This window comes from Candidatus Competibacter phosphatis (assembly GCF_012939995.1).
GTDB classification, from domain to species: Bacteria; Pseudomonadota; Gammaproteobacteria; order Competibacterales; family Competibacteraceae; genus Competibacter; species Competibacter phosphatis.
Window position 1 is genome coordinate 1 of record NZ_SPMZ01000040.1, and the last position, 26,502, is coordinate 26,502.

A 26,502-nucleotide genomic window follows, 5' to 3' on the forward strand; every position below is an offset into this window, starting at 1 on the left:
ACAGCATCCGCCCTAGATAGTCAACGAGCGAAATCGATCCGTGCTGGTCGAGGGCGCGCTGGATCACCGGCGACCGCGCGCGGACTTGGGCAAGCACATGAGCGAGGTCGAGGGAATCGGATTCAAGCACCGGTTTCACTTCACGGCTTTATTGGCAGCGGTGTTTTTCCATCGCCCGGTCGAGGAGGAACGGCACTCCACCCGTCGACGGGGGAAGGGGGGTAGCGGCGGTGATGGGGAGCCAGTCATCGTGCCGACTCTGGTCCTTGAAATTCCACCGGAGAATCGAATTAACCCGTTTGCATCATGAGGCGGATCTCCGGCGCAATGCCCGCCGGGCGTAGGGTAGATCCGCCACCGGCAGCCGGCCTTGCAGTGTGGTCCCACCGATAAATGCTTCCAGCGTGCAGACTTGGCAGCGCAAGCCCGTGTCCAGTACCCAGCGGTCGTCCACCAGCAATGCGGCGTGGGCAACTCTCAGCGGCGGGCCGGCGACCAGCACGTATTCCAACCGGTCTGGGTGGTATCCCAGGTGAATCAGGCGGTCGGCCTTGGCGACGGCGTAAGCTTTGCAGTCCCAAGCGGTCAACCAGTCGAGATCGGCAACGTCTGGCCAGTCGTTCAGGCAGAGATCGCCGGGGCAGGGCCGACCCTGCCGGTTCACTGCGGCATTGACCTGAGCCAGTTCGGCTGGTACGACAGGAGATGGCTGCGGCGATGCTGCTGGCGGCGTCTGGCAGCCACCGGCGAACAGCAGCAAGGCGAGTAAGAGTAGGGAGGGGTGGTAATGGAGGCGCGACATGGATACTAGCATGATAAGTTGATCGTTTTTTTCCGACCGCTCGCCTGCTTCCCGGCACAAGACCGTCTTCGCTTCATTGACAATGGGTATCACGCAGTAGGAGCAATTCCATGCCCCAGCTTGCTTTTATCACCGGCGCCACCTCCGGGTTCGGCGCTGCTTGTGCCCGCCGCTTCGCGGTCGCCGGTTGGTCGCTGGTTTTGTGCGGCCGGCGCCAGGACCGATTGGATGCCCTGCGCGCCGAGTTAGCCGGTATTCCAGTGTACGCCTTCCCGCTCGACGTGCGCGACGGCGCGGCTGTCAAGGCCGCCATTGCTGACCTACCGCCGGAATTTACCGAGATTGATGTGTTGGTTAACAACGCCGGTTTGGCGTTGGGCTTGGAGCCTGCCCATCGTTGCGACATGGAGGATTGGGAACGGATGGTGGATACCAATATCAAGGGGTTGCTCTATTGCACACGAGCCATCCTGCCTGGCATGGTGGCTCGCGATCACGGTCATGTGATCAATATCGGTTCGGTGGCCGGCAGTTATCCCTATCCGGGTGGCAACGCTTACGGCGGCACCAAAGCATTCGTCAAACAATTTTCCCTGAATCTGCGTGCCGATCTGCTGGGCACTCGGGTGCGGGTGACCAACATCGAACCGGGTTTGGCGGAGAGCGAATTTTCCCTGGTGCGTTTCAAGGGCGACGATACCCAGGCCGCCAAAGTCTATCAGGGTACTCAGCCGCTGCGGCCGGAGGACATCGCCGACATCGTGTACTGGGCAACGAGTCGGCCGGCTCATGTCAATCTCAATAGCATCGAAGTGATGCCGGTGTGCCAAGCCTTCGCGCCGCTTGCGATCAGTCGCGAGAGCTGAATCGGGGATCAAGCAGGGTCACTAAGGCCGCAGGGGGCTGAGTACCGGTCAGGCCAGATCCGTCGCCGTGTTGTCTCGGCCCGACTCGAAAATGGAGTCAGCCGTTTTCTGCTGCTTGGTCCAGAGCCGAGTGGTGAGCCGGTAGTACAGCGCAAACATGGCAAGGAAGGTATAAAACTGCCAGTGTTCGGGTACTTTCAGCCGCCAGGCCAGGACACCGCCAGCGGCGGCGAGCGTGGCGGCAGCCAGCAGGATCGCACAAACCCGGCCATCCGTCAGGCCGAGGCCGAGCAGTAGGTGGTGAAGGTGCTGGCGATCGGCGGCGAACGGACTGCGGCCGGCGTGGATGCGGCGAGCCATCACCGCGACGGTATCCATCAACGGCAGGGCCACGATCCAGATTGCGGTGACCGGCGCCATCACCGCCTCCCGACCCTGGGACAGTTGAACCAGGAACCAGCCCAGGACAAAGCCGAGCATGGTGCTGCCGGCGTCGCCCATGAACACGCTGGCGCGAGTCCGCCAAGGATGACGCAGGTTGAAGCAAAGGAAGCCGGCAATCACCAGAACCAGTACTGACAGAGCGCCAAGTATCCCGCTCTCGGTGACCGGAGCGAGCAGGTTCAGGATGATCAGGCAAAGAGTGGCGAGCAACGCCAACCCGCCAGCGAGGCCATCAAGCCCATCGATCATATTGAAAGCGTTGATGACCCCAACCACGGCGAAGATGGTGATTGGGATCGTGAAGTTATCAAGCAGGATGTTACCCCACCCGAACAGGTCACCCAGGCTGGTCAAGGCTACGTTCCCAGCCAGCGTCATCAACAGAATGGCGCCGATCTGACACAGAAAGCGCGGAGTGGGGCGCAGGGAAAACAGGTCGTCGTAAAGGCCGACCAAGGTGAGCATGGTCATGCAGATCAGCAACACGCCAAAGGCGTGGGGTCGTTCCGCAAGCAACAATATGCTCGCGCAAAACGCCATGCACATCGCTACTCCACCAACCATGGGAACCGGATCGCGATGATGTTTGCGGTCGCTTGGTCGGTCGATCCAGCCCAGGACCCGCGCTGGCTTAATCAACAAGGCGATGAGTCCGGCGCTGTACAAGAACGCGCTTAGGAGTGGCAAATAATTCCATAACTGGTCCATAGTAACGTTCGCCTAAAGACTTTAGGGATAATTTGTCAAGTATAAAAAGCATGTCCTTATTAAGGAACATAGCAAGTGTTCCTATAAGAAGCAGTATATTTATTAATGTAATTTTTAAGTGCAGTCAAGGTCTGTAGAGTAAAAATGTTTCAGATGCCCTGAAATAGTTTGATTCTTTACGACTCGATCATCCCCTTCAGCATGACTCCCTCCACTCCGACGACCCGTAGCCGGGTTCCAGCCGGACAATCCTGCTCCACCAGGATTTTCCAGGTGCTATCGTCGACTCGAATCTTGCCGTGCCCGTTGATCACCGGCGCATCCAGGGTGAATACCCGACCAACGTACTGATGACCACGGCGATTGAGTAGTGGGTCATCAGTACGAGTCGGGTGCCGTCGTAGCCATAACCGCCAGGCGACGATGGAACCCACCGACAGTAGCGCGAATAGCAGCACCTGGTAGGTCCATGCCAGCGCCGGCAGTACAGTCAGCGTCAGCCCCACCAGTAGCGCCGCTACCCCCATCCATAGAAAGAAGAAGCCGGGAGCGATGGCCTCGATTATCATCAGCACCACACCCAGCAGCCACCAGTTCCAGTAAACCGGCTCCAACAGCCAGCCGTTCACGAGCGTGTCTCCGCCTTGCTTAAAGCCTCCCGCGTCAATTCGGCCACTCCGGCCAGCGTGCCGATCAGCCCCGAAGTGTCTAGCGGCATCAACAGTACTTTCTGGTTCGGCGCCGCCGCCAGCTTTGCCACCGCCTCTACGTATTTCTGCGCCACGAAGTAGTTGATTGCTTGCACGTCGCCTTTGCCGATGGCTTCCGATAGCATCAGAGTGGCGCGGGCCTCGGCCTGAGCCAGTCGCTCGCGGGCTTCGGCGTCGCGAAAGGCGGATTCCTTACGACCCTCGGCTTCGAGAATAGCCGCCTGTTTGAGTCCTTCGGCTTCCAGAATAGCGGCCTGGCGCGCACCTTCAGCGGTGAGAATCGACGCCCGCTTGTCCCGCTCGGCCTTCATTTGTCGTGCCATCGAGTCCACCAGATCCTTGGGAGGGGCGATGTCCTTGATCTCGATGCGAGTGACCTTGAGACCCCACGGCGTGGTGGCTTCATCGACCACGGTGAGTAGTCGGGCATTGATGTCGTCGCGCTTGGACAGCAGTTCGTCCAGGTCCATCGAGCCCATCACCGTGCGGATATTGGTCATGGTGAGGTTGAGGACGGCGAATTCCAGGTTGTTGACTTCGTAGGCGGCCTTGGCGGCGTCCAGCACTTGATAGAACACGACCCCATCCACCTGGATCATGGCGTTGTCCTTAGTGATGATCTCCTGCGAGGGGACATCTAGCACCGTTTCCATCATGTTGATTTTATGACCGATGCGGTCGATGATCGGGACGATGAGATTCAGGCCGGGCCGCATGGTTTCGGTATAGCGGCCGAAGCGTTCGACCGTGTATTCCATGCCTTGTGGCACCGCCTTGACACCCAGAACGATCAGGATGACCGCCAGCATCGCCAGCGCCACCACAAATGCGGAAAAGCCCTCCAGCATGACGATTTCCTCCAATATAAGTGGGGTAAAGCTTAAAGACTAAAGGGTGGAGAGAAAAGGACCAAGTCCAGCGCTTGGTCGATACGCCGTCGCCACTTGCTGCTGAGTTACTCTGCGCCTTCACCTGGGATCGAACCCGAGCGCGCGTCCACCACCACATGCAAAGGTTGATCTTTGTGGTCCCACGCCACCACCTGCCAGCGCATCGCGCCGGTTTCGTCCACATAGAGCGAAGCCGAGTCGAGGGAGAGGGTATCGGTGCGGGTGATCAGCGCCGCTTGGGCCACCGGCAGTACACGGTCGAGATCGTACAGCCAGGATCCCAACACCAGTGGAGTCAGCGGTGTGGTGGCGGTCAGTTCATCCCATTCGACCTCGTCGGCCATCTGCTCGAATTCCCGGTCCACGGCAGTGACCGCAAGTTGGCTGGCCGTCGGGTCAAGCAGGATGTCGAAGCTGTACAATCGCCGGATGCGCCGTTGCGGCTGATCCTCGCAGCCACGGAAGGTGTAGCGCAGCTCCCGGATCTGTGCCGCGCCTTCGGTGCCGCCGTCCAACTCCGTCACCACCGCTTCCAACACCGCGTGCGGATCGGTGTGCTGGGCCAGCGGCCGAACGATCGAATAGCCGGCGCGGACGGTGGCGATCTCGGTTCCAACTGGCAGCGACTGGCGGTCGACCAGGATAGTGGCGGCGCTGCCGACGAAGACGGACGCGTCAATCCCATGGTTGGCCAGTACTCGACGGGCGTGACGGTCGGCGGCGCGCAGGTATAGGCTGGCCAGCGGCCAAGCTTGGCGCCAGACCCCCACCAGTGCCGCCCACGGCCGCAGCCGGCTCGTCTGGCTGTCCCGATCCGTCCGCAACCAACCCTCCGCGATCAGCGCCTGAATTTCGCGGGCGTGGTTATCGGCCAGCAGGCCGGTGGGATCGTGGGTGGCTCGGCCAGATGGATTCGGGTCCACCACTTGTGCGAGGGTGGTCACCAGCGCTTGGTGCAAGGCGTATAGCGCGCGTGGGTCCCAGATGTCCTTCAGTTGCAGTCGCGCCATGTAGGCGGGTGGAGGCAAACTGTAAGGCAAATTCAGGTTGTTGGTGGCCAGTACCCGGCCATCTTGCAATTGGGTTGAGAACTCGACGAAATCGTGCGGTGGGCGGGAGCCGATCGCGAACCGAATGTGAGCGATCAGGGCGACGCTACCTTGTTCCGGTTGCGCCAGCAGGCGCAGCCACAACACTGCGCCCTGGATGAGATCATCGCTGCGGAAATCGTCACAGTGGATGAAACCGGCGGCGGTCAGTGATGCGGTAGCGTCGGCGAGTGTGAGCCAAGCAGCGTCAGGTAATTCCGTTTCCTGGATCGGAGCGAAGTGTGGCCGCAGCGGCTGACGGACACGCCACAGTGCCAATGGTGTTCCGAATAGCAGTTGCAACAACAGGGCGGGTGGAGCGATCAGCCATTTGATCAGGCGAATCAACAAGACCAGAGTGTACGATGGCAGCAGTACGACGGTACGCAGCAACAACAGTAGTAAATGGCGCACCAACGGTCCTCGCTTCAGTTCTCGTCGTCCAACTGGCCAAGGCTGAAGAATTTGCCCTCGCTCCATACACCATAATCGTGGCCACCGTTGGCCGCTGGTCGCTCCTCGCCCAGTTCGATCAGTTCCAGGAACACCGCTCGGCTCAGGAGTGCGCGCAAACCGCCGCGTACATGAATGTAGGGCGAGGGTTCGCCACCGGGGCTGCGGTATTCGACCATCAGCGGATGGGCGGAGCCGGCGCTAACCCGATCGTCCAGGTTAGTGGTGAAAAGCAACCGCTGCTCGCGGCCGGTGCCTTCGGCATCCAACCGCACCGCTAGGAACGGTGCGTCATCGACTTGAATGCGCCATTTTTCCACCGGCGTAACCAAGTAGTAATGACCGTCTGGATCGTATCGCAGGATGGAGGCGAACAGCCGAACCAGGGCTCCGCGCTGGATGGGCCTACCTTCATGGGACCAGACGCCGTTGCGGGCAATGCGCAGATCCATATCGCCGCTGAGAGGCGGGTTCCAGCGCTCAACTGGCGGTAGCGACGGGGCGGACGACAGTTGGGAGGCCAGGGTTTCCGGGTCAAGAGTGGAGCGACGCATGACTGGGGTCGGAGCTTAGGGTGCGGTTTCCCGTTCACCTTTATTATGAAGGATGAACGACCGTGCGGCGAAGCTTCATCGCTCGGAGTCCCCGTCAGTTTTGCTCAAGACGAGATTTGTGAGCTGAAACGCCGCACGCCCTTGCCCGGTTTGGGCAAGCGTGCGGGTTGACTCCTTATAGTAAGGAGCGCGAAGCGGGTTTTTCTCAGCCCTCGACGGTGACTCGTTGCAGCCCGCGGTAGATCCGAATGACCTTGTCCGGGAACGAGGAACGCGTGCCCAGGCTACCGTTGTAGTTGAGCAGCGCCCGGCGCAGGTCGCCGGAATGGTCTTCGAGATATTCCACCAGGATTTGTGAGCCGGTGTGGATGTTCTTGGCGGGGTCGAACAGCTCGCGGGTGCCGCCGATTTTCCGAATCTTACCCTTATGGGAACCCGGCATTACCTGCATCAGGCCACGGGCGCCGACCCGGCTGACGGCACGCTCTTTGAACGTCGATTCGACGGCGATGACGGCGAGGATGAGCTCCGGGTCCACATCGTGGCGCTTGCCGTTGCGAATCGCTTCGCGAACGATTCGTTGTGCCCTGGCTTCCGGGACCCGATACTTGCTCTGGATGTGGTTGGAAAGGCTGGTGACTTTCCTTTGGTCGGCCGGCTTGAGTTCGACGGCATCGGCATCGGCATCGGCATCGGCGCCGAAATCGGCGCCGAAATCGGAATTGATGGCCGCAATGATTGGGTTGGGCTCCTCGCCACGGATTGTCTCCGGCGATTGAGCCAGCGCTGCGACAGGCACTAGAAAGGCCGCGCACAGCAGTCCTGACTTAAGGGTCAGAGTAAGCCTTTCCTTGACGCATTCCGTGAACTCCATAAAAGACCTCCATCGTTGATCAGCACGAACTGATAGTGCTCAATAGGCCCATATCCTGGGTTGGCTCCGGTTCCTCCTCCCTGAACCCAGCCGGATTGCTCCGGTGCCGTGGACCCGACTAAGCAACTCCGGGAACATGGCCTGCCAGCCTGATTTCCGGTGTCGCCTGATGTTCCTAAGCCAGTATCGAGCTACGGTGCCTGGTCTATGGCAGGAACATACTGCAATACAGCATTGGTAACTATGAAAGCACGGGATCAAAATGTTTTGCAAGTATCAGATTGCCAAATAAATAATTTTTATGTATTGGGTAATTGCTTTCTGACCGCTGTTTATTTATTAAATTAATGTTAAAAAACAATATGTTAAATTAACGCGGATTCTTGTCGGTAAATTATTTAAAAATTTAATAAAAACAAATAGTTATAAAATTTTTGCAAATTGGAAAAAAAGAACATTTGCCAATCGATAGCGATTATTTTTTCGATGACAGTTTCAGTTTCAGATTAGTGTCACTTTTACAATTAATACAATTTAAATCAAATTTGGTTTAAAATTTTATTTTTCAAAGTGAGCGCTAGGCTCATGATTTATTTTTTTTAACTATTTGATAGATATATATTTTTATAAGAAACACCAGGGCTGGTTCTGATTCGATATGAAACGGGACTGTTGGTGAACGAATCCTGAACCGGTCGTTTGCGATGAGGGGAAGAGTACAATGACGATGCCCCCCCGGTCCGGGCTCAGGGTTTGTTTGGTGGCTTGGAACGAGGGGCTGGCGTGCCCCGGATGGATGGAAAACCGAGGTTCCATGGGACGGCAATTTTCCAGGTTTAGCCGCGAAAAATTTTGTGCGAACGATTGACAGAGGAGTGACGATGGGCAACCGACTTTCCAAAATCTACACGCGTACCGGGGACAAGGGGACTACCGGGTTGGGTAACGGGGATCGGGTTGCCAAGGATTGCCTACGTATCGAGGCGATCGGCGTGGTCGATGAATTGAACTGTATTGTTGGTCGGGTACTGGTTCATGATCTGCGCGAACCCATTCGCGACTGCTTGCAGGATGTGCAGCACAAGCTGTTCGATCTGGGAGGGGAGTTGAGTATTCCCGGCTACCAGGCGATTAAAGAGGATGATGTGGCGCAGTTGGAAGAGGCGCTGAATGAATTCAATGCACAGTTGCCGCCGCTCAAGGAATTCATACTACCTGGGGGCGGGCGGGCGGCGGCGGATTGCCACATGGCACGGGCGATTTGTCGACGCGCCGAGCGGCGAGTCGTATCGCTAGCGCGGACGGAACAAACCAGCGAGCATGTGCAGGTCTACCTGAACCGGTTGTCGGATCTGCTGTTCGTGCTGTGCCGGATTCTCGCCCGGGATGAGGGTGGGATCGAGGTGCTGTGGCGCAATCCAGGGCGAGGTTGAGGCAGCGGCTGGACAGATCGAACTGTTGATCCGAGCAGCCGGAAGGTACTTTTATCGCCGCTATCGCCGCGCGATTCGCCAGCAATGATGGATTTTGGGTTGGCGGGCAAAGTCGGGTGGCAGCGTGCGTCGGCTCCAATCCTCGATCCGCAGATCGGCCAGAGCATCCCGGTCCAGCCGGAACGCGCGATGGTTGGTGGAGAAAATCAGCACGCCGTCCGGCGCCAACAGCCGCAGCGTCTGACGCAGCAGGCCAACATGATCCCGCTGCACGTCGAACGATTCCGGCAATCGTTTGGAATTGGAAAAAGTCGGCGGGTCGAGAAAAATCAAGTCGTAGCATTCCCGCGCCTGATCCAGCCATTGCCGGCAGTCGGCTCGAATCAGGGCGTGGTGGGGGCCGTGGATGCCGTTCAACTCCAGATTGCGCCGGGCCCAGTCAAGATAAGTTGCCGACAGATCCACGGTGGTGGTGCTGGCCGCGCGCCCCAATGCGGCGCAAACAGTCGCCGTGCCGGTGTAGCCGAACAGGTTGAGGAAATGCCGTCCAGTTGCCAGTTCGCCCAGCTTTTGCCGGGTAATGCGGTGATCGAGGAATAGCCCGGTGTCCAGATAGTCGGTGAAATTGACCCAGAAGCGGGCCGCTCCCTCGTGAACTTCATGGAAACGTCCCTGTTCGGCCCGCTTCTGGTATTGGTTGGTTCCCCGCTGCCGCTGGCGGACCTTGAGGAAGACCTGCTCCGGTGGTAGTTCCAGTAGCGCCGGCAACACCGTGAGTACCTGCTCCAGCCGTTCGCGTGCCTTGGCGGGATCGATGCTGGCGGGGGGTGCGTATTCCTGTACGTGCAGCCATCGTTCGTAACGATCCACCGCTACCGCGTATTCCGGCAAGTCGGCATCGTACAAACGATAGCAACGCACCCCTTCCCGTTCCACCCAGCGGCCGAGATGGCGCAGGTTTTTGCGTAGTCTGTTGATGAAGCCCTCGGTGCCGCTTCCGGCCATGCGCTCCAATATCCGAGTCCGAGCACGCTGGTCGGACGCCTCCCGGTCGACGAAAAAGGTGGGTTCGATCCGAAAGCGCAGCAACCGGCATTCCAGTGGGCCGTTGTAAAAGACATGGGTTTTTTCGGCGCGCAACCCCATGCGTTTACCGAGTTCGGGATTGCCGGTGAGGATCGCGGCCCGCCAGCCGCTAAAACGGGTTTTCATCCGCTCGCCGATTTGGCGGTATAACGCAGCCAGTTCGTCCCGTTCGCCCAAGCGTTCGCCGTAGGGTGGGTTGCTGATCAATAGTCCTGGTGGACCGTCCGGTGGTTCGATGTCGGTCAGTTCTCGCCGCTCGATGTCGATCCGGTTGGCCACCCCGGCGTGGCCGGCGTTGATCAGTGCCGCCCGAACGGCCTTGGGATCGTGATCGCTGGCCAGAATCAGTGGAATACGATTTAGACCGATCTCCCATCGCTGTCGCGCTTCGGCCAGCAGGCGGTTCCACAACGCCGGCACATGGCCCAACCAACCACTGAAACCCCAGTGCTCGCGCAACAGGCCGGGTGCCCGGTCGCCGGCGATCCAGGCCGCTTCGATGGCCAGCGTACCGGAACCGCATAGCGGGTCGAGCAAGGGGCCACCGGTCGCGGCGATGGCCGGCCAGCCGGCTTTCAGCAGCAGGGCGGCGGCCAGGGTTTCCTTCAGCGGTGCCGCCACCGTGGCCGTACGATAACCGCGCCGGTGCAGGCTGTCGCCGGACAGGTCGAGGCCGATCAGGGCTTGACCGTCGTGGGCCTGAACCTGGATGCGCAGGTCCGGCCGCAGCCGGTCGACGCCGGGTCGCCGGCCGCAACACGCCAGAAACCGATCCACGATGGCGTCCTTGATCCGCTGCGCGCCGTAGTGGCTGTGATCGATACCGGTACAGGTGCCGCCGAAATCCACGGCGAGCGAGCCATCCGGGTCCAAGTGCTCTTCCCAGGGCAGTTCATGAACGCCGTTGTAGAGTTCGTCGGCGTCGGTGGCAGCGATTTCGGCCAGTACCAGCAGCACCCGGCTGGCGGTCCGTGACCACAGACAGGCGCGATAGGCGAGTTCCAGCGGTCCCTGAAAACGGATGCCGCCGCGGATGGGTCTAGTCTCCGCCGCGCCTAACCCGGTCAGTTCCGCTGTCAGCAGCGGTTCGACGCCAGCCGGTCCGGTGGCGATAAAAAGGGGTTCATCCATGGGTTAATCCTCGATGGCGACGTTGACCAATATCGGTTGGAGCAATCGCTGGACATCGGTCGACGCCAGACTGACCAGTAGACCGCGCCTGCCGCCGTTGAGATAGACCAGCGGCAATGCCAAGATGCTTTCTTCCAGGTAGACCGGCATGGATTTGCGAGTGCCGAAGGGCGAAGTTCCGCCGACCAGATAACCGCTATGTTTATGGGCCGTGGCTGGGTCGCAGGGATGAATGGTCTTGACTCCCAACAGTCGGGCCAGTTCACGGGTGGATACTTTGCGATCGCCGTGCATCAGTACGATCAGCGGTTGCCGTTGGTCATTTTCCATGATCAGGGTTTTGATGACATGGTGCTCGTCCACTCCCAGGCAGTGTGCGCTGTGAGCGGTGCCACCATGCTCTTCGTAAGAGTACGGATGTACGCTGAAGGCGACTTGGTGGTCCCGAAGGAATCGGATCGCGGGGGTCATTGAAAATTTAATTTTGCTCATTGCATTTTTTTCGTGAGGGTTTGTTGTTTATTTGTTTATTTGATAATTGTTGTAAGTAAAATAAAAATTGTATTATTTATAATAATATCCAGCGCAAAGAAATGGTAATATTAATGTATTTATATGTAAAATAACATATTTTAAATAGAACTTTTTCAATTCTAGATGAGATCTCCATTGGGTTGGTCGTTTGATGACAACATTTAATTGTTCGAGTAGATACTAAGGAATCAATTTTTTGTTGCTTAATGGCAAAAAAAATAGTGGTATGTCTGATTCTTGATTTGGCAAACTTGATTTGCTTAGATGAAGCGGAAGCTCACCAATAAGTAGTTGCTGGGAGGATTTTACGACAATGCGAACAGACGCAACGCTTCAGGGCAGCAATAATGAAGAGGGTCAGCCGGAACTGGGCAGGCGGGGATTTCTGAAACTGGCGGTGGGTGGCCTTGGCGCCTTGACCTTGATGCCAGCCCTGTTGGAGGCGGCTATCCGGCGCGATCGCTATCTGCTGTTCTACAACCCCAACACCGGCGAGAGTATCCGCCAAGTCTACTGGACCCCTCGGGACGGTTATATCCGCGAGGCCATTGGCGAGGTGAGCTGGGGATTGCGCGACCATCATAACGATCAGGTCAAGCTGTTCGATACCAACGTCCTGGATCAGCTCTACGCCCTGCAGGTGCAGATTAGCCCCGGTAGGCCGGTGCATGTCATCAGCGGCTACCGGTCGCAAAGTACCAACAGCATGCTGCGCGAGCATAGCCGACGCGTGGCCCGCAACAGCTACCATATCCAGGCCATGGCGCTCGATATTCGCCTGCCGGACGGTCGAGTATCGGATTTGTATCAAGCGGCCCGTTCGCTGGGTGCTGGAGGGGTCGGTTACTATCCCTATTCCAACTTCGTGCATGTCGACAGTGGCCCGGTGCGCTACTGGAGCTAAGTGGGCGTAACGCGCGAAAACATGCTATCGCGATTGCCGGTGCTGATTTCTTCAGTGTTGCGAGTTGGCTGACTGAGGTCACCGCCCGATATTTTGTGCAAGAGTTCCTCTACGGCATCGTTCCATCCGTTTTTAAGGGCGCAAAAACAAAGAGGCGGCAAAGGCCGCCCCTTTGTTGTGTTGCGATCCGGCCGATGCTTGCCCGTGCTAGAACAGTAGCCGTGGCAGGAACAGGCTGATCTGGGGGATGTAAGTAACGATGATCAGGAAGCTCAGCATGACCATCAGCCAGGGCAAGGCAGCTTTCACCACATCCCATAATGGCATGCCGGTGACGCCGGCGGTGACGAACAGATTCAATCCCACCGGTGGGGTGATCATGCCGATCTCCATGTTGACCACCATGATGATGCCCAAGTGGATCGGATCGATACCGAGTTGAGTGGCGATGGGGAAGAAAATCGGTGCCAGGATCAGCAGGATCGACGATGGTTCCATGAAGTTGCCGGCAACCAACAGCACGATGTTGACCACGATCAGGAATTGCCAGCCCGACAGTCCCCAGCCGACGATGGTTTCCGCCATGACCTGCGGAATGCGCTCGGTGGTCAACACATGGGCGAACAACATGGCGTTGGAAATGATGAACAGCAGCATCACCGTCACCTTGCCGGCGTCCGCGAATACTCGGGGTATGTCGCGGAAGCCCATGTCGCGGTGGATGAACAGGGCAACCACGAAGGCGTAGACTGCGGCGACCGCCGCCGCCTCGGTGGCGGTGAAGAATCCGCCGTAGATGCCGCCCAGCACCACGATGATCAGACCCAGTCCCCAGATGGCCTCTCGGGTCGCCACCAATAATTCCCGAAACGAAACCCGTGGTTGCAGCGGAATCTTCATTTTCTTCGCGCTGACGAAAATGGCGATCATCAGCATCAGGCCCAGCACGATGCCGGGCACCACCCCCGCCATGAACAATTGACCGACCGAGGTTTCGGTGGCAGCGGCATACACCACCATCACGATCGATGGCGGAATCAGAATTCCCAGGGTGCCGGCGTTGCAGATGATGCCGGCGGCGTATTTCTGCGGATAGCCGCCCTTGACCATGGCGCCGATCACGATGGAGCCAATCGCCGCAACCGTGGCCGGTGACGAACCCGACACCGCTGCGAATAACATGCAAGCCAGTACCGAGGCGATGGCCATGCCGCCGGTGATATGGCCGACCGCTGCGACGGCGAAGCGAATCAGCCGCTTGGCTACGCCACCGGTGGTCAGAAACGCCGAAGCCAGCACGAAGTAGGGAATTGCTAACAGGGTGTAGTGCTCCATGGTGTCGAACAGCTTCAACGACATGGAGGCCAGCGAATCGTTGGTGAAGAACAGAATGGTCAGGATGCTGGATAAGCCCAAAGAGAAAGCGATGGGAACGCCCATCAGCAGGAAAACGAACAGGATGGTAAATAGGAATAGCGAAGTCATGGCGCCTTCTCCTGACGGGCGGGGTCAGCGGGATGCAGAATTTCGACCGCCTCGACTACCTCGACCCCTTCGACCGATTCGATGGCTTCGCGGGCTTCGTCGGCCAGTTGCAAGCCTTCCTGCTGACCAAGGAGGGTACGCCAGCCGACTTGTAGCAGCCGTAGCAGAGCTAGGAAAAGCCCGATGGGCAACATGATGAAGGGGATCCAGCGTGGGACAGGTAAATCCTGAGCTTCGATACCCAGATCGTAGAGCTTGTAGACATAGCCGACCGAACCGACCAGCATGATGATGCAATAGGCGCAACAGGCCAGCACCCCGAGCAGGCCGATGATGCGGCGCAGCTTATGTGGAAACTGACGTACCAGCACGTCGATGCCGATGTGTGCGCCAGTCCTGATCCCGTAGGAAACGCCGAACAGCACGAGCCAGGCGAACAGATAGGTGACCAGTTCCAGTGCCCAGGTAAAGCCGGTACCAAGTACATAGCGGTTGATCACCTGAACGAAAGAGATGGTGACCATCAGCGCCAGCAGTAGGGCGATAAACCCTTCTTCCAGATGATGGACAATGCGGGCAAACATGGGAAACCCTCCGAACGGAAGCCTGAAAAACTACCCTCCCGGCGCTTGCGGTGTCGCCGGGAGGGGACGGCTTATATAGGCCCGCTGTTATTTGCCATTGCTAGCCAGAGCCGCATCGACGACATCCTTGCCGATAGCGGAAGTGAACTGGTCGTAGACCGATTTCATGGCCTTTTTCCAAGCCGCCAACTCTTCGGGGGTAAGCGCCAGGATTTCACTCTTGCCGGAGTCCTTGATCTTCTGGCGGTCGCTATCGCTGAACTCGGTGGCCCACTTATTGACCTGTACCGTAACCTCGGTGAGGATTTCTTCTAGGGTCTTGCGCACGTCGGCGGGCAGACCGTCCCAGAACTTGGTGTTAGTCACCAGCATGTAGCCCAGATAGCCGTTGTTGGTTTCGCTGATGTACTTCTGGACTTCGAAGAACTTCTGCGAATATATGTTCGACCAGGGGTTTTCGGCACCATCGACCACGCCGGTTTCCAAGGCTTGGTAAACTTCCGAGAAGGCCAGTTTTTGCGGGAAGGCGCCGACGGCCTTGAACTGTGCTTCGAGAATGTCGGAAGACTGGATACGGAACTTCATGCCCTTGGCGTCTTCGGGCTTGCGCAACGGCTTGTTGGCCGAAAGCTGCTTCATGCCGTTATCCCAATAGCCGAGACCGGTCAAACCCTTCTTTTTCATTGAGCTAAGAATGGCTTGGCCAGTCGGACCGTTCTGGAAGCGGTGGACCGCATCAATGTTCTTGAACAGGAACGGCAGGTCGAACACCTGAACCTGCTTGGTGTAGCGGTCGAACTTCGAGAGCGAGGGCGCGATCAGTTGTACGTCGCCAAGCAGCAGCGCTTCCATTTCCTTGCCATCACCGAACAGCGAGCTGTTGGGATAGACTTCCACAGTCACTTTGCCTTTCAGTCGTTCCTCGGCCAGTTTCTTGAACAACAGGGCGCCCTTGCCCTTGGGAGTGTTCTCGGCGACCACATGCGAAAATTTGATCACGATTTCCGCGTGAGCGATTCCGCTGAGTAGGGCCAAGGTGGCGCCCGCCAGCAGGGCATGAAAGAGGCTTGATTTGCGCATGAGCAGCATTCTCCTTTGGATGTCGTCTTTCTTGGTTTTAACGGTTCAAGGACTAATCGATAACATTGGTCCGATCATTCGGATTCGCGGCGGAACCGGAACCCTGGGAATAAGCATAGAAAAGAAATAGCGTTATGCGCGGATAACGCGCACAACGGCCATTTGTTGCACCTTGATGGGGAGAGAGAATTTTAACCGCGAATGCCGGTGCCCCGGCGTAGCAGCCACAAGCTGTAGCCAAACAGGACGGCGACGAACAGCAGGATGATGACGAAGGCGAAACGGATGTCGATGTCCGACACGCCCAGGATGCCGTAACGGAAGGCGTTGATCATGTAAAGGATGGGGTTGAACAGGGATGTGGTCTGCCAGAACGGTGGCAACATCTTGATGGAGTAGAAGATGCCGCCCAGATAGATCAGTGGGGTAAGCACGAACGTGGGTACCACCGAGATGTCATCGAAGCTCTTGGCGTAAATGCCGTTGAGCAATCCGGCCAGAGCGAACAGTACCGAGGTCAGGACGATCACCGCCAGCGTGACCAGCGGATGCCGCCATGGCAGGTCGGCGAAAAACAGCGAGACCGCCGCGACCACGCCGCCCACCGCCAGGCCCCGCGCCACCCCGCCGCCGACGAAGCCCAGCACGATGATGGTGTTGGGTAGGGGCGAGACCAGCATTTCCTCGATGTGCCGCTGAAACTTGGAGCTGAAGAACGAGGACACCACGTTCGAATAGGCATTGGTGATCACCGCCATCATGATCAGCCCCGGTGCGATGTACTGGGGATAGCTCAAACCTTCCACCGGCCCGATTTGGGCACCGATCAGCTTGCCGAAAATGATGAAATACAGCGCGGTGGTCACCGCCGGCGGCAGGATGGTCTGGATCCAAATACGCAGAAAACGCAGGGTTTCCTTGATGAGGATGGTTTGCAGGGCAACGAATTGGGTGCGAATGTTCATGGGGTGATTGGTTCCAGGTTGCTGACGCCCATTCCCGCTGGCAACGGCGCCATACTCTACTAATATTTCAGTTAGTTTTCATGGTTCGGACAGTGTGGCGCATACCGTGGCGCAAACGGGGCGTCGGGTGAAGACCGTCAATAATAGAGGGATGCCGGCATGTCGGACGAGAACGCGCAAACCGCAACAGGGATGCCTGAAAATTCCGAACGTGCGCCTTCCCAGGAGCACGACCCTCAGACCACGAAGCTACCGATGAGCGGCATCCGCGTCATCGACGTGGGTACCTTTCTGGCTGGCCCTTACGCGGCTTCGGTGCTGGGCGAATTCGGTGCCGAGATACTCAAGGTGGAGCATCCGCTGGCGGGCGATCCGATGCGGCGCTTCGGTACGGCGACCAAGCGTCACGATGCCACCCTGGCCTGGCTCAGCGAAGCGCGCAATAAGAAATCGGTGCTGATCGACCTGCGCCAGCAAGAGGGCGTGCAACTGTTCCTCAAGCTGGTCGGGAAATCCGACGTGCTGATCGAAAACTTTCGGCCGGGGACCATGGAAGAGTGGGGTATCGGTTGGAAGGAGCTGAGCGAGATCAATCCCGGACTGGTTTTCTTGCGGGTGTCTGGTTACGGCCAAACCGGACCCTATCGCCACCGCTCCGGCTTCGCGCACATCGCCCACGCTTTCGGTGGGCTGTCCTATCTGGCCGGTTTTCCGGGTGAGACGCCGGTCGTGCCCGGCACCGCGCCTTTGGGCGATTACCTGTCGAGCCTGTACGGTGCGATCGGCATCATGCTGGCGCTGCGCCACCGGGAGAAAACCGGGCGCGGCCAGATCGTCGATATCGGTATTTACGAGGCCGTGTTCCGCCATCTGGATGAAATCGCCGCTTCTTACGGTTTGTTCGGCAAGATCCGGGAACGCGAGGGTGCCGGCAGTTTTGTCGCGGTGCCGCACGGGCATTTCCGCACCCGGGACGATAAGTGGATCGCCATCGCCTGCACCACCGACAAGATGTTCGAGCGACTGTCCGAGGCGATGGAACGGCCGGAACTGGCTTCTTCCCGACTCTACGGCGAGCAGCGCAAGCGGCTGGCGGCGCGCGACGAAGTCAACCGGATCGTCATCGAGTGGGTGGGGTCGCTCAGCCGCGAGGAAGTGCTGAGTCGTTGCCTGGAAAAAGAAGTCCCGATCGGCAAGGTCAACAGCATCGCCGATATCTTCGAGGACGAGCATTTCCAGGCGCGCGGCAATCTGGCCCGGCTGGAAGAGCCGGGGTTGGGCGAGGTGGTGGTGCCCGGCGTGACGCCCAGGCTGTCGCTGACGCCCGGCCAGATCAACAATCTCGGGCCGCCGATGGGTAATGCGACCTATGAAGTCATGCGCGAACTGCTCGGCTTGTCGGCCGAGGAGATCAAGCAATTGCGCCAGCGCAAAATCATCTAGCGAGCGAAAGCACCATGACGACCGCAACTTCCCAGGCTGAACTGCCGCTCGCCGGCATCCGGGTCATCGATGTGGCCACGGTGATCGCGGCGCCCTATTGCGCGACCATTCTCGGCGAATTCGGCGCCGATGTGCTCAAGGTGGAGCACCCGATGGGCGGCGACGTTTGCCGCAAGTTCGGCACGCCGACTCATCGTGGCGACACGCTGGCTTGGCTTGGCGAGGCCCGCAACAAGAAATCGGTGACCATCGACCTGCATCGCCCCGACGGCGTCGAGTTGTTCAAGCGCTTGATCGAAAAGGCCGACGTACTGTGCGAAAACTTTCGGACCGGGACGCTGGAGAAATGGGGCCTGGGTTGGGAGGTGCTGCAACGGATCAATCCCGGCCTGATCATGCTGCGGGTGACCGGCTACGGCCAGACCGGCCCGTACCGGGACCGGCCCGGCTTCGCGCGCATCGCGCATGCCGTCGGCGGCATTGCCTACCTGTCCGGGATGCCCAAGGGAACCCCCGTCACGCCGGGTTCGACCACGCTGGGCGATTATCTGACCGGTCTGTACGGCTGCGTGGGTGTGCTGATGGCTTTGCGCTACCGTGAGCAAACCGGTTTGGGCCAGTACGTCGATGCCGCTCTGTACGAGTCGGTGTTCCGCTGCACCGATGAATTGGCGTCGGCCTTTGCCATGTTCGGCACCGTGCGCGAGCGACATGGGCCGACCCACAACGATTTCGCCTGTCCCTATGGTCATTTCCCGACCAAGGACGGGAAGTGGGTGGCCCTCGCTTGTGCCACCGACAAGTTGTTCGCAAGGCTGGCCGAGGCGATGGGGCGACCGGAACTGGCTTCTTCCGGGCTCTATGGCGAACAGAAGACCCGTTTGGAGAATCGTTCCGATGTCAACGAAATCGTGCGGGATTGGTGCGGGTCCCTGACTCGCGAGGAAGTACTCAAGCGCTGTTATGCGACCGGCGCACCGGCCGGTCCGCTGAACAACATCGCCGACATCTACGGTGACCGGCAGTTTCACGCCCGGCGCAATCTGGTGGCCATCGACGACGAGGATTTGGGCGAGACTATCGTTGTGCCGTCGGTCATTCCTCGGCTGTCGGAAACGCCGGGGCAAATCCGTCATCTCGGTCCCAAACTGGGGCAGCATACCGAGGAGGTGCTCAGTGAACTGCTGGGGCTGAGCCAAGAGGAAATCGGCGAGTTGAAGAAGAAGCGGGTGATCTAGTTCCTCGCCTCATGGGTCGATTGTGGATGAGACGGGGCGGGTGTTGGATGGGGTGGACTGAAGAGCTATGACGTGTTGTCATCGCTGATACCAATCATTGGCCGATTAAGGGTTGTCGTTGAAGCTATATTTAAAGACTAGTTGATTTGAACTGCTGTGTGACTATTGCATCAAAATAAATGTCGTTAATGTTTGGTTTTAGGAGGTCTTGTTTTGTGTTAAGCGTCACATGTCAGATTTACCAAAGCTCATAGGCCGCACTTGTCTGGATGCGTTCCAGCGGCTGCTGGATGAGTGTCTCAGATTCAAAGCCTCAGAACTCTACCTCGCAAAGGTTCAGTTTAGTGCGTGCCAAGATGGAGGGCTGGCTAAGGAAGCTTACGATCAGTTTGTTGAGCATCTCAAGCCCAACTACGCGTCGCCTCAAGAGTATTTCGTTGAGCGTTCATTCATCATGCTTGTGGCTTCGTTTGAGCTCTTTCTTCAGGAGTTACTTCAAGTAATCGTTACGGCATACCCGAAGAAAGTTGGACAGATTGAATTCAAGTTGTCGGAGATCATTGATGCTGGAAGCCCAGACGAGCTTGTCCGCCAAGCTATTGATACAACGCTCAATCAGCTCATGTACAAGAAACCTAATGAATACCTAACCGCAGTGGCTAACCTTCTGTCTATTGATGCTGACGCTTTGAGGGGTGAGTGGTTGATCTTCGCCGAAGCCAAGGCTCGGCGTGATCTTGCCGTTCATAATGGATGTAAGTGCAATGCAATATATCTCCGAAAGATCAAAGAAGCAGGGCTAGTATCTCAGTACAAGCTCGGTGAGAGAGTGTTCCCACCGGCTCCCGGCTATCTGGATCAAGTCTGCAAGACATTGTCAAATCTTGCGAATGTGCTGATGGACACAGTTATCGCGAAGCACAAAGCTATCTTAAATCGATCAGCGAAGTGACCCCTAACCCTTCGCTCAAGTTGAGCGCCATAAAGCACATCTGATTGATCGACCGAAAAGAAATTTCCAATGCCATACGCACGCATAATTTCCTTGACGTCGCTAGCCATGCTGGCCTTTGCGGGTAATTCACTGCTTTGTCGAGCTGCCCTCAAGCACACCAGCATTGATGCAGCCAGCTTCACAGCAATTCGATTGATCTCTGGGGCAGTGATGCTTTGGCTAGTGGTGAGAATACGGCATGGTGTAAATACTAGCCCGAGTAACTGGTTGTCGGCGATCGCACTATTTATTTATGCGGCTGGCTTTTTCTTTTGCTTATATGAGCCTGCCTGCCGGAAGTGGTGCATTACTGCTTTTTGGCGCTGTCCAGGCAACGATGATCGGCCATGGCATTTGGTCGGGGGAACGTCTAAATAAACCGCAGCTCGTCGGCCTTATGCTCGCTTTCGGGGGACTGGTTGGCCTATTGTTGCCGGGACTCTCGGCACCGCCTCTGTATGGTTCCATATTAATGTTGGGCGCTGGGGTTGCATGGGGCGTCTATTCTTTGCGAGGGAAAGGCGTGGGTGATCCCATCAAGGTTACGGCGGGTAATTTCCTACGTGCTGTTCCTATCGCGATAGCATTGAGCCTGTTAATGGTGAACAGCATCTCTGTGGATTATGCTGGATTTTGGTACGCGGTTTCGTCGGGGGCACTAGCTTCAGGAATAGGGTACGCCATTTGGTATACAGTATTACCTGCACTGAAGGCTACCAATGCTGCAACCGTGCAACTCAGTGTTCCGGTCATTGCAGCCTTGGGTGGCATCGTTTTCCTGGGTGAGCACATAACACTGCGCTTAGTGTTGGCGTCCGTAGCTACACTCGGTGGTATCGCATTGGTCATTTTGGAAAAGCAACAAGTAAATGCTGCTCAACAAATCGTTTCAGCGGATCGCCCATAATGCCCGATTCCTGAATTTCACCATTAGGTACTCCGTAAGGCAACAGTGAACACTTCCTTACTTCTCCTCGGTGTGCTTTTTGGCTCAGTCGGGCTTGGCTATTTTTTTGTATGGCAAGAAGCAGCGAGCAGTCGTGCCTCTTGTTTGTGGTCTTGCTCTCATGGTCGTTCCTTATTTCATTTCCAGCACTGCTCTTCTCGTTATGGTGGGTGCTGTGCTCTCAGGTATTCCATATTTCGTGAAAATGTGAGCCATTATGGGGATGATGAACGATGAGTGACATCAACTTACAGGATTGGGTGGGCAGAAAGGAAGAAATCCAGGATTGCATTTATCCCACGCCAGCCAAAGCACTAGCCTTGACCTTGAATGATCGGGATTTTGCGGGCAAGGAAGGCGATCCGCTACCGGAACTTTGGCACTGGCTGTATTTTTTGCCGCTGGTTGCCCGCGCGGAAATAGGTCCAGACGGTCATCCGAAACGCGGCGGTTTCTTACCGCCGGTTGCCTTGGAGCGGCGGATGTGGGCCAGCGGTCAATTGACGTTTCACCAGAATTTATGGATCGGCGAGGTAGTTACGAAAACCTCCGAGATCCTCAAGGTGGCGGAAAAGGAGGGTAAAGCCGGCCGCATGGTGTTTGTCACCGTCCAGCACACGATCGGTTCCGCCAGCGGGATCGCCATTGAGGAACAGCAGGATATCGTTTATCTACCGATGCCCAAGCAATTCGTTCCAGCAGCACCCAATCCGGTGCCTGAAGATCTCGAATGGCAAGAGGCGTATCCCATCGATCCGGTACTGTTGTTCCGTTTCTCTGCGCTAACCTTCAACGCGCACAGAATTCATTACGACATCAATTACGCTAGCGAGGTGGAAAAATATCCGGGCCTGGTGGTGCATGGTCCCTTGCAGGCTGTGTTGCTGCTGGAATCGGCGAAGCGCAACAACCCGGATCGACGACCGGCCAGCTACCGCTTTCGCGCGCTGCGACCCCTTTTCGATTTTGACCGAGTGTCGGTTTGCGGTCGGCCTAACTCGGAAGGTGGCCACGAGTTATATACGGCCAATACCGCTAACGATATTGGCATGCAGGCCACCCTATCCTGGAGATAACGTCGATGGCGGAGAAACTGGAACGTTCGATCTTACTGGTGCCGGCTTCCAACTGGAACATGATTCAAAAGACCGCTACTTCCAACGCGGATGCGGTGTGCATCGATCTGGAAGACGCGGTGACGGTGGACGAAAAGGAAGCGAGCCGAGCCAACGTGGTTCGCGCGTACAAGGAACTGGATTTCGGCAACAAGCTGAGGATGTACCGGATCAATGGGTTGGATACCCATTATGCCTACCGGGATCTGATCGAGGTGGTGGAAGCCGCCGGCGATGGCATCGATTTGATCGTGGTCCCCAAGGTCAACCGTCCCGAGGATGTCTATGTAGTGGAAACACTGCTGACGCAGATCGAGAGCTATCGGCAATTTTCGCGCCCCATCGGCATCGAGGCGCTGATCGAGACAGCGGCCGGTTGCGTCAACATTCGGGAAATCGCAGCCTGTTCCACCCGGCTGGAAGGTTTTGTGTACGGACCCGGCGATTACGCGGCGTCGGTGCGGATGCCGATGGAATCGATCGGAGAATTGGACGACAACGACGCGGCTTATCCCGGCCATCGCTGGCACCACATCATGCATTCGATCGTCAGCGCCGCCCGTGCCTATAACAAGCGCGCCATCGACGGACCTTTCGCTGGGATCAAGAATCCCGAGGGCTTGACGCAAGCCTGCAAGATCGGGCGAGCCATGGGCTTCGACGGCAAATGGTGCATTCATCCGAGTCAGATCGAAACGGTTAATCGTACCTTTGTGCCGTCGGCAAAGGATATCGAATGGGCGCAAACCGTGTTGCGCGAGTACGAGCTCGCTCGGCAAGAGGGCAGGGGCGCCCTCAGCGTCAAGGGGAAAATGATCGATGTCGCCTCGCTCAGGATCTGCCATGGCCTGGTTGAAAGGGCTAGACTGGCGGGGTTACTCAACTGAGACGATATGTCATGGCGAAAATATTGGAAGGACTGCGAATGGTCGAGGGCACCGCCTTCGTGGCCGCGCCGCTAGCCGGTATGACGCTGGCGCAGATGGGTGCGGACGTAATCCGGTTCGACCGCATCCGGGGTGGTCTGGACCATCATCGTTGGCCGGTTACCCACGACAACAAAAGTCTGTTCTGGGCTGGCTTGAACAAGGGTAAGCGCTCCCTGGCCGTGGATGTCGGCACGCCGCGCGGGCAGGAGATCGTCACCCAGTTGATCTGTGCTCCCGGCCCGAACACGGGCATTTTTCTGACTAATCTTCGGGTGCGCGGCTGGATGGATTACGAGCATCTGAAGCAGCATCGCGAAGACCTGATCATGCTGACCGTGCTGGGCAATCGGGAAGGTGGGCCAGCGGTCGATTACACCATCAACCCCGGCGTGGGTTTTCCTCATGCCACCGGGCCGGAGGGTTCCGCCGAGCCGGTCTGCCACGTTCTGCCGGCTTGGGATTGCATCACCGGCCAGATGGCGGCGCTGGGCTTGCTGGCGGCCGAGCGGCATCGCCGGTTGACCGGGCAGGGGCAGGCGGTGGAGATCGCTCTGAAGGATGTCGCCCTAGCCATGCTGGGCAATCTGGGGATCATCGGCGAGGTGATGGTCAACGATTTCGATCGGCCCAAGTACGGCAATTATCTATACGGCGCTTACGGCAACGAATTCGACACCGCCGATGGTCGCAAGGTGATGGTGGTCGGCTTGACCCGACGGCAGTGGGACGGGCTGTGCAAGATCACCGGCTTGCAGGCGGAATTCGACGCGCTGGGCGAGAAACTGGGTTTGAATTTGAATCGGGAAGGCGATCGGTTCGAAGCCCGCGCCGAGATTACCGCGTTGTTGGCGCCCTGGTTTCTGGCTAGGAAAGTGGAGGATTTCGCCCAGGCTTTCGACGAGAGCGGGGTCACTTGGTCGGTGTTTCGCAGCTTCAAAGAGGCGGTCCGGGAAGATCCCGACCTGTCGACGCGGCATCCGATGTTCAGCCTGCTCGAACAACCGGGAATCGGCGAGTATCTGGTGCCGGGTTCTCCCTTCGAGTTTGGCGAGTTCGAGCGTACTCCGCCCAAGCGGGCCGCCGTGTTGGGCGAACACACCGACGAAATTCTATCGGGCATTCTCGGCATGAGCGACGCCGAGATTTCCCGGCTGCATGAGGACAAGGTGGTGGCGGGGCCGCGCCTTTGAGTGTTTTCGCGCCGCCGGTTCAGGCGGCGACATGCCCGTTCTTATTCACCAGTCGCACGAACAATTCTTCCAGCCGGTTGGTTTTGTTGCGCAGGCTGACCACATCGATACCTTGCGCCGACAGTGCCTGAAACAGCTCGTTCAGGCCCCGATCCTTGGAGACGTCGACCTCCAAGGTCCATTCGTCCAGCCGCCGCAGCGCGTAGCCGGTGACGGCCGGCGGTTCGATCAACGGTTGGCGTAGGTTCAGCACGAAGGTTTCCAGATGCAGACGGCCGATCAGGGCACTCATCCGGTCGTTCTCGACGATCCGGCCTTGATCGATGATGGCGATGTGCCGGCACAGGCTTTCCGCTTCTTCCAGGTAGTGCGTGGTCAGAATGATGGTGGTGCCGCGGGCGTTGGTGGCGCGAAGGAAATCCCAGGTCGAGCGGCGGATCTCGATGTCCACCCCGGCGGTCGGTTCGTCCAGGATCAGCAGCTTCGGTTCGTGAACCAGCGCGCGGGCGATCATCAGCCGGCGCTTCATGCCGCCCGACAGTTCCCGCGCCATCACCCGCCGCTTTTCCCATAAACCAAGCTGCTTGAGATAGGTTGCGGCCCGCTGGTGGGCCAGTTCGCGCGGGATGCCGTAATAGCCGGCCTGGTTGACGAGGATCTCGATGACCGGCTCGAACTGATTGAAGTTGAACTCCTGCGGCACCAGCCCGATACAGGCTTTCGCCGCGCTCAATTCACGGTCGAGGTCGTGCCCGAAGACCTGAACCGAACCGCCGGATTTGCGCACCAGCGAGCAGATGATGCCGATGGTGGTGGATTTGCCGGCGCCATTGGGGCCGAGCAGGGCGAAGAACTCACCTTCCGCGACCTCCAGATCGATACCACGCAGCGCCTCGGGGCCATTGGCGTAGGTCTTGCGCAACTGGCGCAGGGTCAGGGCGGGAGCGGTCATGGCGCGGTCCGGGCAAAGTGGGGATCAGGGTTGCTGGGGTAGCAGATACGGCTCGAATTCCGGGGTGAACCGTTCCTTGAAGCCGCCGTCCGATTCGATCAGCACGAAAAACGCGGCCAGATGGTGTTCGCTGGCCAGTTGGAAACCTAGCTCCGGGCCGGCGGCGAGCAGCGCGGTGGCGGTGGCGTCGGCCACCATGGAGCGATCGCCGATCACCGTCACCGAAGCCAGGGTGTGTGGGACCGGCCAACCGGTGCGCGGGTTGATGACATGCGAGTAACGCTGACCGTTCTGCTCGAAGAAGTTGCGGTAATTCCCCGAGGTGGAGACGGTATGATCGCCGAGTCGGATCAATCGTTCGACCGAGCGCTGGCCCGCTTCCGGCTTTTCGATGGCGATGGTCCAGGGTTCGCCGCGACCGTTGCGACCCCGAGCACGGATTTCGCCGCCGATCGAGGCCAGATAGTTGCCGACGCCGGTGGTGTCGATCAAGGCGGCCATGCGATCCACGCCGTAACCCTTGGCCATGGCGGAAAGATCGACGTACAGGTCGGCGCGATCCTTTTTCAGCGCCGGTGGCTCGGCGCGGGCGTGCAGGCGCCAGTCGCCGACCCGCTCGCGAGCCTGGGCGATGGCGGCCGTGGAGGGAACCTCGTCGCGGCGTGGTTCCGGTCCAAAGCCCCAGAGATTGACCAGGGGGCCGACGGTGATATCGAACGCGCCGCCGCTGAGTTCGCCAATCCGCAAACCCTCGGCGACCACCTGTTGCAGTTCGGGAGAAACCGCGATCCAGTCGGTACTGGGATTTTTGTTGAAGCGCGACAGTTCCGAATCGGGATCGTAGGTGGACATTTGCCGGTTGACGAGGGTCAACATTGCCTCGACCCGTGCCTGAAGATCGGCGGGGACGGTCTGCCCCGGCGCCGGTACCAGTTTGAGTTCGTAGCTGGTGCCCATGGTGGCGCCGGTCAGGCGCACGGTGGGGTCGGGCGGGGTGCTGTCGCAGGCGGTCAGCACCAGTCCGACCAGCAACGGCAGAACGTGGGTTGGCCACCGACGGCGCGGCGGTCTGCAAAGGTGATTTGACATGATGGCGTTATGAAG

24 protein-coding genes and 2 pseudogenes are annotated in these 26,502 nt (G+C 58.2%); 11 read left to right on the top strand and 15 right to left on the bottom strand.

Translation table 11 applies throughout. The annotated features are described in order from the left end of the window. Positions 1-304: 304 nt before the first annotated feature. Complete coding sequence (locus E4P82_RS13750; protein ID WP_169249422.1) at positions 305-814, bottom strand: hypothetical protein; 510 nt, start codon at positions 812-814, stop codon at positions 305-307. 98 nt (positions 815-912) lie between these two features. On the opposite strand from E4P82_RS13750, the gene E4P82_RS13755 reads away from it, so the two are divergent. Then, positions 913-1,668: an SDR family oxidoreductase gene (locus E4P82_RS13755; RefSeq protein WP_169249423.1), complete on the top strand. Its 756-nt coding sequence runs from the start codon at positions 913-915 to the stop codon at positions 1,666-1,668. A 48-nt stretch (positions 1,669-1,716) separates the two neighbouring features. On the opposite strand, the gene E4P82_RS13760 is transcribed toward E4P82_RS13755, so the two are convergent. The 6 genes from E4P82_RS13760 to E4P82_RS13785 all read right to left on the bottom strand — a co-directional run bounded on the left by E4P82_RS13760 (position 1,717) and on the right by E4P82_RS13785 (position 7,389). Further along, the gene (locus tag E4P82_RS13760; RefSeq protein ID WP_169249424.1) at positions 1,717-2,754 is read right to left on the bottom strand and encodes an MraY family glycosyltransferase; all 1,038 of its coding nucleotides are present in this window, start codon (positions 2,752-2,754) and stop codon (positions 1,717-1,719) included. A 242-nt stretch (positions 2,755-2,996) separates the two neighbouring features. Next, the gene (locus E4P82_RS13765; protein ID WP_312915097.1) at positions 2,997-3,449 is read right to left on the bottom strand and encodes an NfeD family protein; all 453 of its coding nucleotides are present in this window, start codon (positions 3,447-3,449) and stop codon (positions 2,997-2,999) included. Then, positions 3,446-4,378 (bottom strand): SPFH domain-containing protein, encoded by a 933-nt coding sequence (locus E4P82_RS13770; RefSeq protein ID WP_420887118.1) that lies wholly within the window; start codon positions 4,376-4,378, stop codon positions 3,446-3,448. Before E4P82_RS13770 ends, E4P82_RS13765 begins: the two co-directional genes overlap by 4 nt. A 107-nt stretch (positions 4,379-4,485) precedes the next feature. Then, positions 4,486-5,922 carry a hypothetical protein gene (locus tag E4P82_RS13775; protein ID WP_169249425.1) on the bottom strand — a complete coding sequence of 479 codons (1,437 nt, stop codon included), beginning with the start codon at positions 5,920-5,922 and terminating at the stop codon, positions 4,486-4,488. Positions 5,923-5,936: 14 nt separating this feature from the next. Continuing rightward, positions 5,937-6,515 carry a DUF1285 domain-containing protein gene (locus tag E4P82_RS13780; RefSeq protein WP_169249426.1) on the bottom strand — a complete coding sequence of 193 codons (579 nt, stop codon included), beginning with the start codon at positions 6,513-6,515 and terminating at the stop codon, positions 5,937-5,939. A 205-nt stretch (positions 6,516-6,720) separates the two neighbouring features. Next, positions 6,721-7,389: a lytic transglycosylase domain-containing protein gene (locus tag E4P82_RS13785; RefSeq protein ID WP_169249427.1), complete on the bottom strand. Its 669-nt coding sequence runs from the start codon at positions 7,387-7,389 to the stop codon at positions 6,721-6,723. A gap of 881 nt (positions 7,390-8,270) precedes the next feature. On the opposite strand from E4P82_RS13785, the gene E4P82_RS13790 reads away from it, so the two are divergent. Next, positions 8,271-8,822: a cob(I)yrinic acid a,c-diamide adenosyltransferase gene (locus E4P82_RS13790; protein ID WP_169249428.1), complete on the top strand. Its 552-nt coding sequence runs from the start codon at positions 8,271-8,273 to the stop codon at positions 8,820-8,822. A gap of 60 nt (positions 8,823-8,882) precedes the next feature. Here the strand turns inward: E4P82_RS13790 and rlmKL are convergent, their stop codons facing one another. After that, entirely contained in the window at positions 8,883-11,039 is a 2,157-nt protein-coding gene (rlmKL, locus tag E4P82_RS13795) for a bifunctional 23S rRNA (guanine(2069)-N(7))-methyltransferase RlmK/23S rRNA (guanine(2445)-N(2))-methyltransferase RlmL (protein WP_169249429.1), read from the bottom strand. Between the two features lie 3 nt (positions 11,040-11,042). Further along, entirely contained in the window at positions 11,043-11,531 is a 489-nt protein-coding gene (gene ybaK / locus E4P82_RS13800; protein ID WP_169249430.1) for a Cys-tRNA(Pro) deacylase, read from the bottom strand. Between the two features lie 355 nt (positions 11,532-11,886). Between ybaK and E4P82_RS13805 the strand changes: the two genes are divergently transcribed. Beyond that, complete coding sequence (locus E4P82_RS13805) at positions 11,887-12,477, top strand: YcbK family protein (RefSeq protein WP_169249431.1); 591 nt, start codon at positions 11,887-11,889, stop codon at positions 12,475-12,477. Positions 12,478-12,684: 207 nt separating this feature from the next. On the opposite strand, the gene E4P82_RS13810 is transcribed toward E4P82_RS13805, so the two are convergent. The 4 genes from E4P82_RS13810 to E4P82_RS13825 all read right to left on the bottom strand — a co-directional run bounded on the left by E4P82_RS13810 (position 12,685) and on the right by E4P82_RS13825 (position 16,591). Next, the gene (locus E4P82_RS13810; protein ID WP_169249432.1) at positions 12,685-13,962 is read right to left on the bottom strand and encodes a TRAP transporter large permease; all 1,278 of its coding nucleotides are present in this window, start codon (positions 13,960-13,962) and stop codon (positions 12,685-12,687) included. Continuing rightward, a complete protein-coding gene (locus E4P82_RS13815; protein ID WP_169249433.1) occupies positions 13,959-14,546 on the bottom strand; it encodes a TRAP transporter small permease in 588 nt (195 codons plus the stop codon). Before E4P82_RS13815 ends, E4P82_RS13810 begins: the two co-directional genes overlap by 4 nt. 87 nt (positions 14,547-14,633) lie before the next feature. Further along, a complete protein-coding gene (locus E4P82_RS13820) occupies positions 14,634-15,626 on the bottom strand; it encodes a TRAP transporter substrate-binding protein (RefSeq protein WP_169249434.1) in 993 nt (330 codons plus the stop codon). A gap of 191 nt (positions 15,627-15,817) precedes the next feature. Continuing rightward, complete coding sequence (locus E4P82_RS13825) at positions 15,818-16,591, bottom strand: ABC transporter permease (protein WP_169249435.1); 774 nt, start codon at positions 16,589-16,591, stop codon at positions 15,818-15,820. A gap of 192 nt (positions 16,592-16,783) precedes the next feature. Between E4P82_RS13825 and E4P82_RS13830 the strand changes: the two genes are divergently transcribed. The 8 genes and pseudogenes from E4P82_RS13830 to E4P82_RS13860 all read left to right on the top strand — a co-directional run bounded on the left by E4P82_RS13830 (position 16,784) and on the right by E4P82_RS13860 (position 24,446). Beyond that, on the top strand, positions 16,784-18,034 hold the full coding sequence (locus tag E4P82_RS13830) for a CaiB/BaiF CoA transferase family protein (RefSeq protein WP_246327591.1): 1,251 nt from the start codon (positions 16,784-16,786) through the stop codon (positions 18,032-18,034). A gap of 14 nt (positions 18,035-18,048) precedes the next feature. After that, positions 18,049-19,272, top strand: coding sequence for a CaiB/BaiF CoA transferase family protein (locus E4P82_RS13835; RefSeq protein WP_169249437.1), 1,224 nt, complete (start codon positions 18,049-18,051; stop codon positions 19,270-19,272). Positions 19,273-19,501: 229 nt separating this feature from the next. Beyond that, positions 19,502-20,224, top strand: coding sequence for a hypothetical protein (locus tag E4P82_RS13840; protein WP_169249438.1), 723 nt, complete (start codon positions 19,502-19,504; stop codon positions 20,222-20,224). 69 nt (positions 20,225-20,293) lie between these two features. Then, a pseudogene (locus E4P82_RS13845) lies at positions 20,294-21,173 on the top strand (DMT family transporter). 45 nt (positions 21,174-21,218) lie between these two features. Further along, positions 21,219-21,423, top strand: a pseudogene (locus E4P82_RS22235) (hypothetical protein). A gap of 22 nt (positions 21,424-21,445) precedes the next feature. Then, positions 21,446-22,288, top strand: a complete 843-nt coding sequence (locus tag E4P82_RS13850) for an HTD2 family dehydratase (RefSeq protein ID WP_169249439.1) — start codon at positions 21,446-21,448, stop codon at positions 22,286-22,288. 5 nt (positions 22,289-22,293) lie between these two features. Beyond that, complete coding sequence (locus E4P82_RS13855) at positions 22,294-23,214, top strand: HpcH/HpaI aldolase/citrate lyase family protein (RefSeq protein ID WP_169249440.1); 921 nt, start codon at positions 22,294-22,296, stop codon at positions 23,212-23,214. Between the two features lie 11 nt (positions 23,215-23,225). Beyond that, positions 23,226-24,446, top strand: a complete 1,221-nt coding sequence (locus tag E4P82_RS13860; RefSeq protein WP_169249441.1) for a CoA transferase — start codon at positions 23,226-23,228, stop codon at positions 24,444-24,446. 19 nt (positions 24,447-24,465) lie between these two features. Here E4P82_RS13860 and E4P82_RS13865 read toward each other — a convergent pair whose 3' ends face one another. Together E4P82_RS13865 and E4P82_RS13870 are read right to left on the bottom strand one after the other, a co-directional pair. Continuing rightward, the gene (locus E4P82_RS13865) at positions 24,466-25,398 is read right to left on the bottom strand and encodes an ABC transporter ATP-binding protein (protein WP_169249442.1); all 933 of its coding nucleotides are present in this window, start codon (positions 25,396-25,398) and stop codon (positions 24,466-24,468) included. Between the two features lie 24 nt (positions 25,399-25,422). Continuing rightward, positions 25,423-26,430 carry an FAD:protein FMN transferase gene (locus E4P82_RS13870; RefSeq protein WP_246327589.1) on the bottom strand — a complete coding sequence of 336 codons (1,008 nt, stop codon included), beginning with the start codon at positions 26,428-26,430 and terminating at the stop codon, positions 25,423-25,425. Positions 26,431-26,502 lie beyond the last annotated feature (72 nt).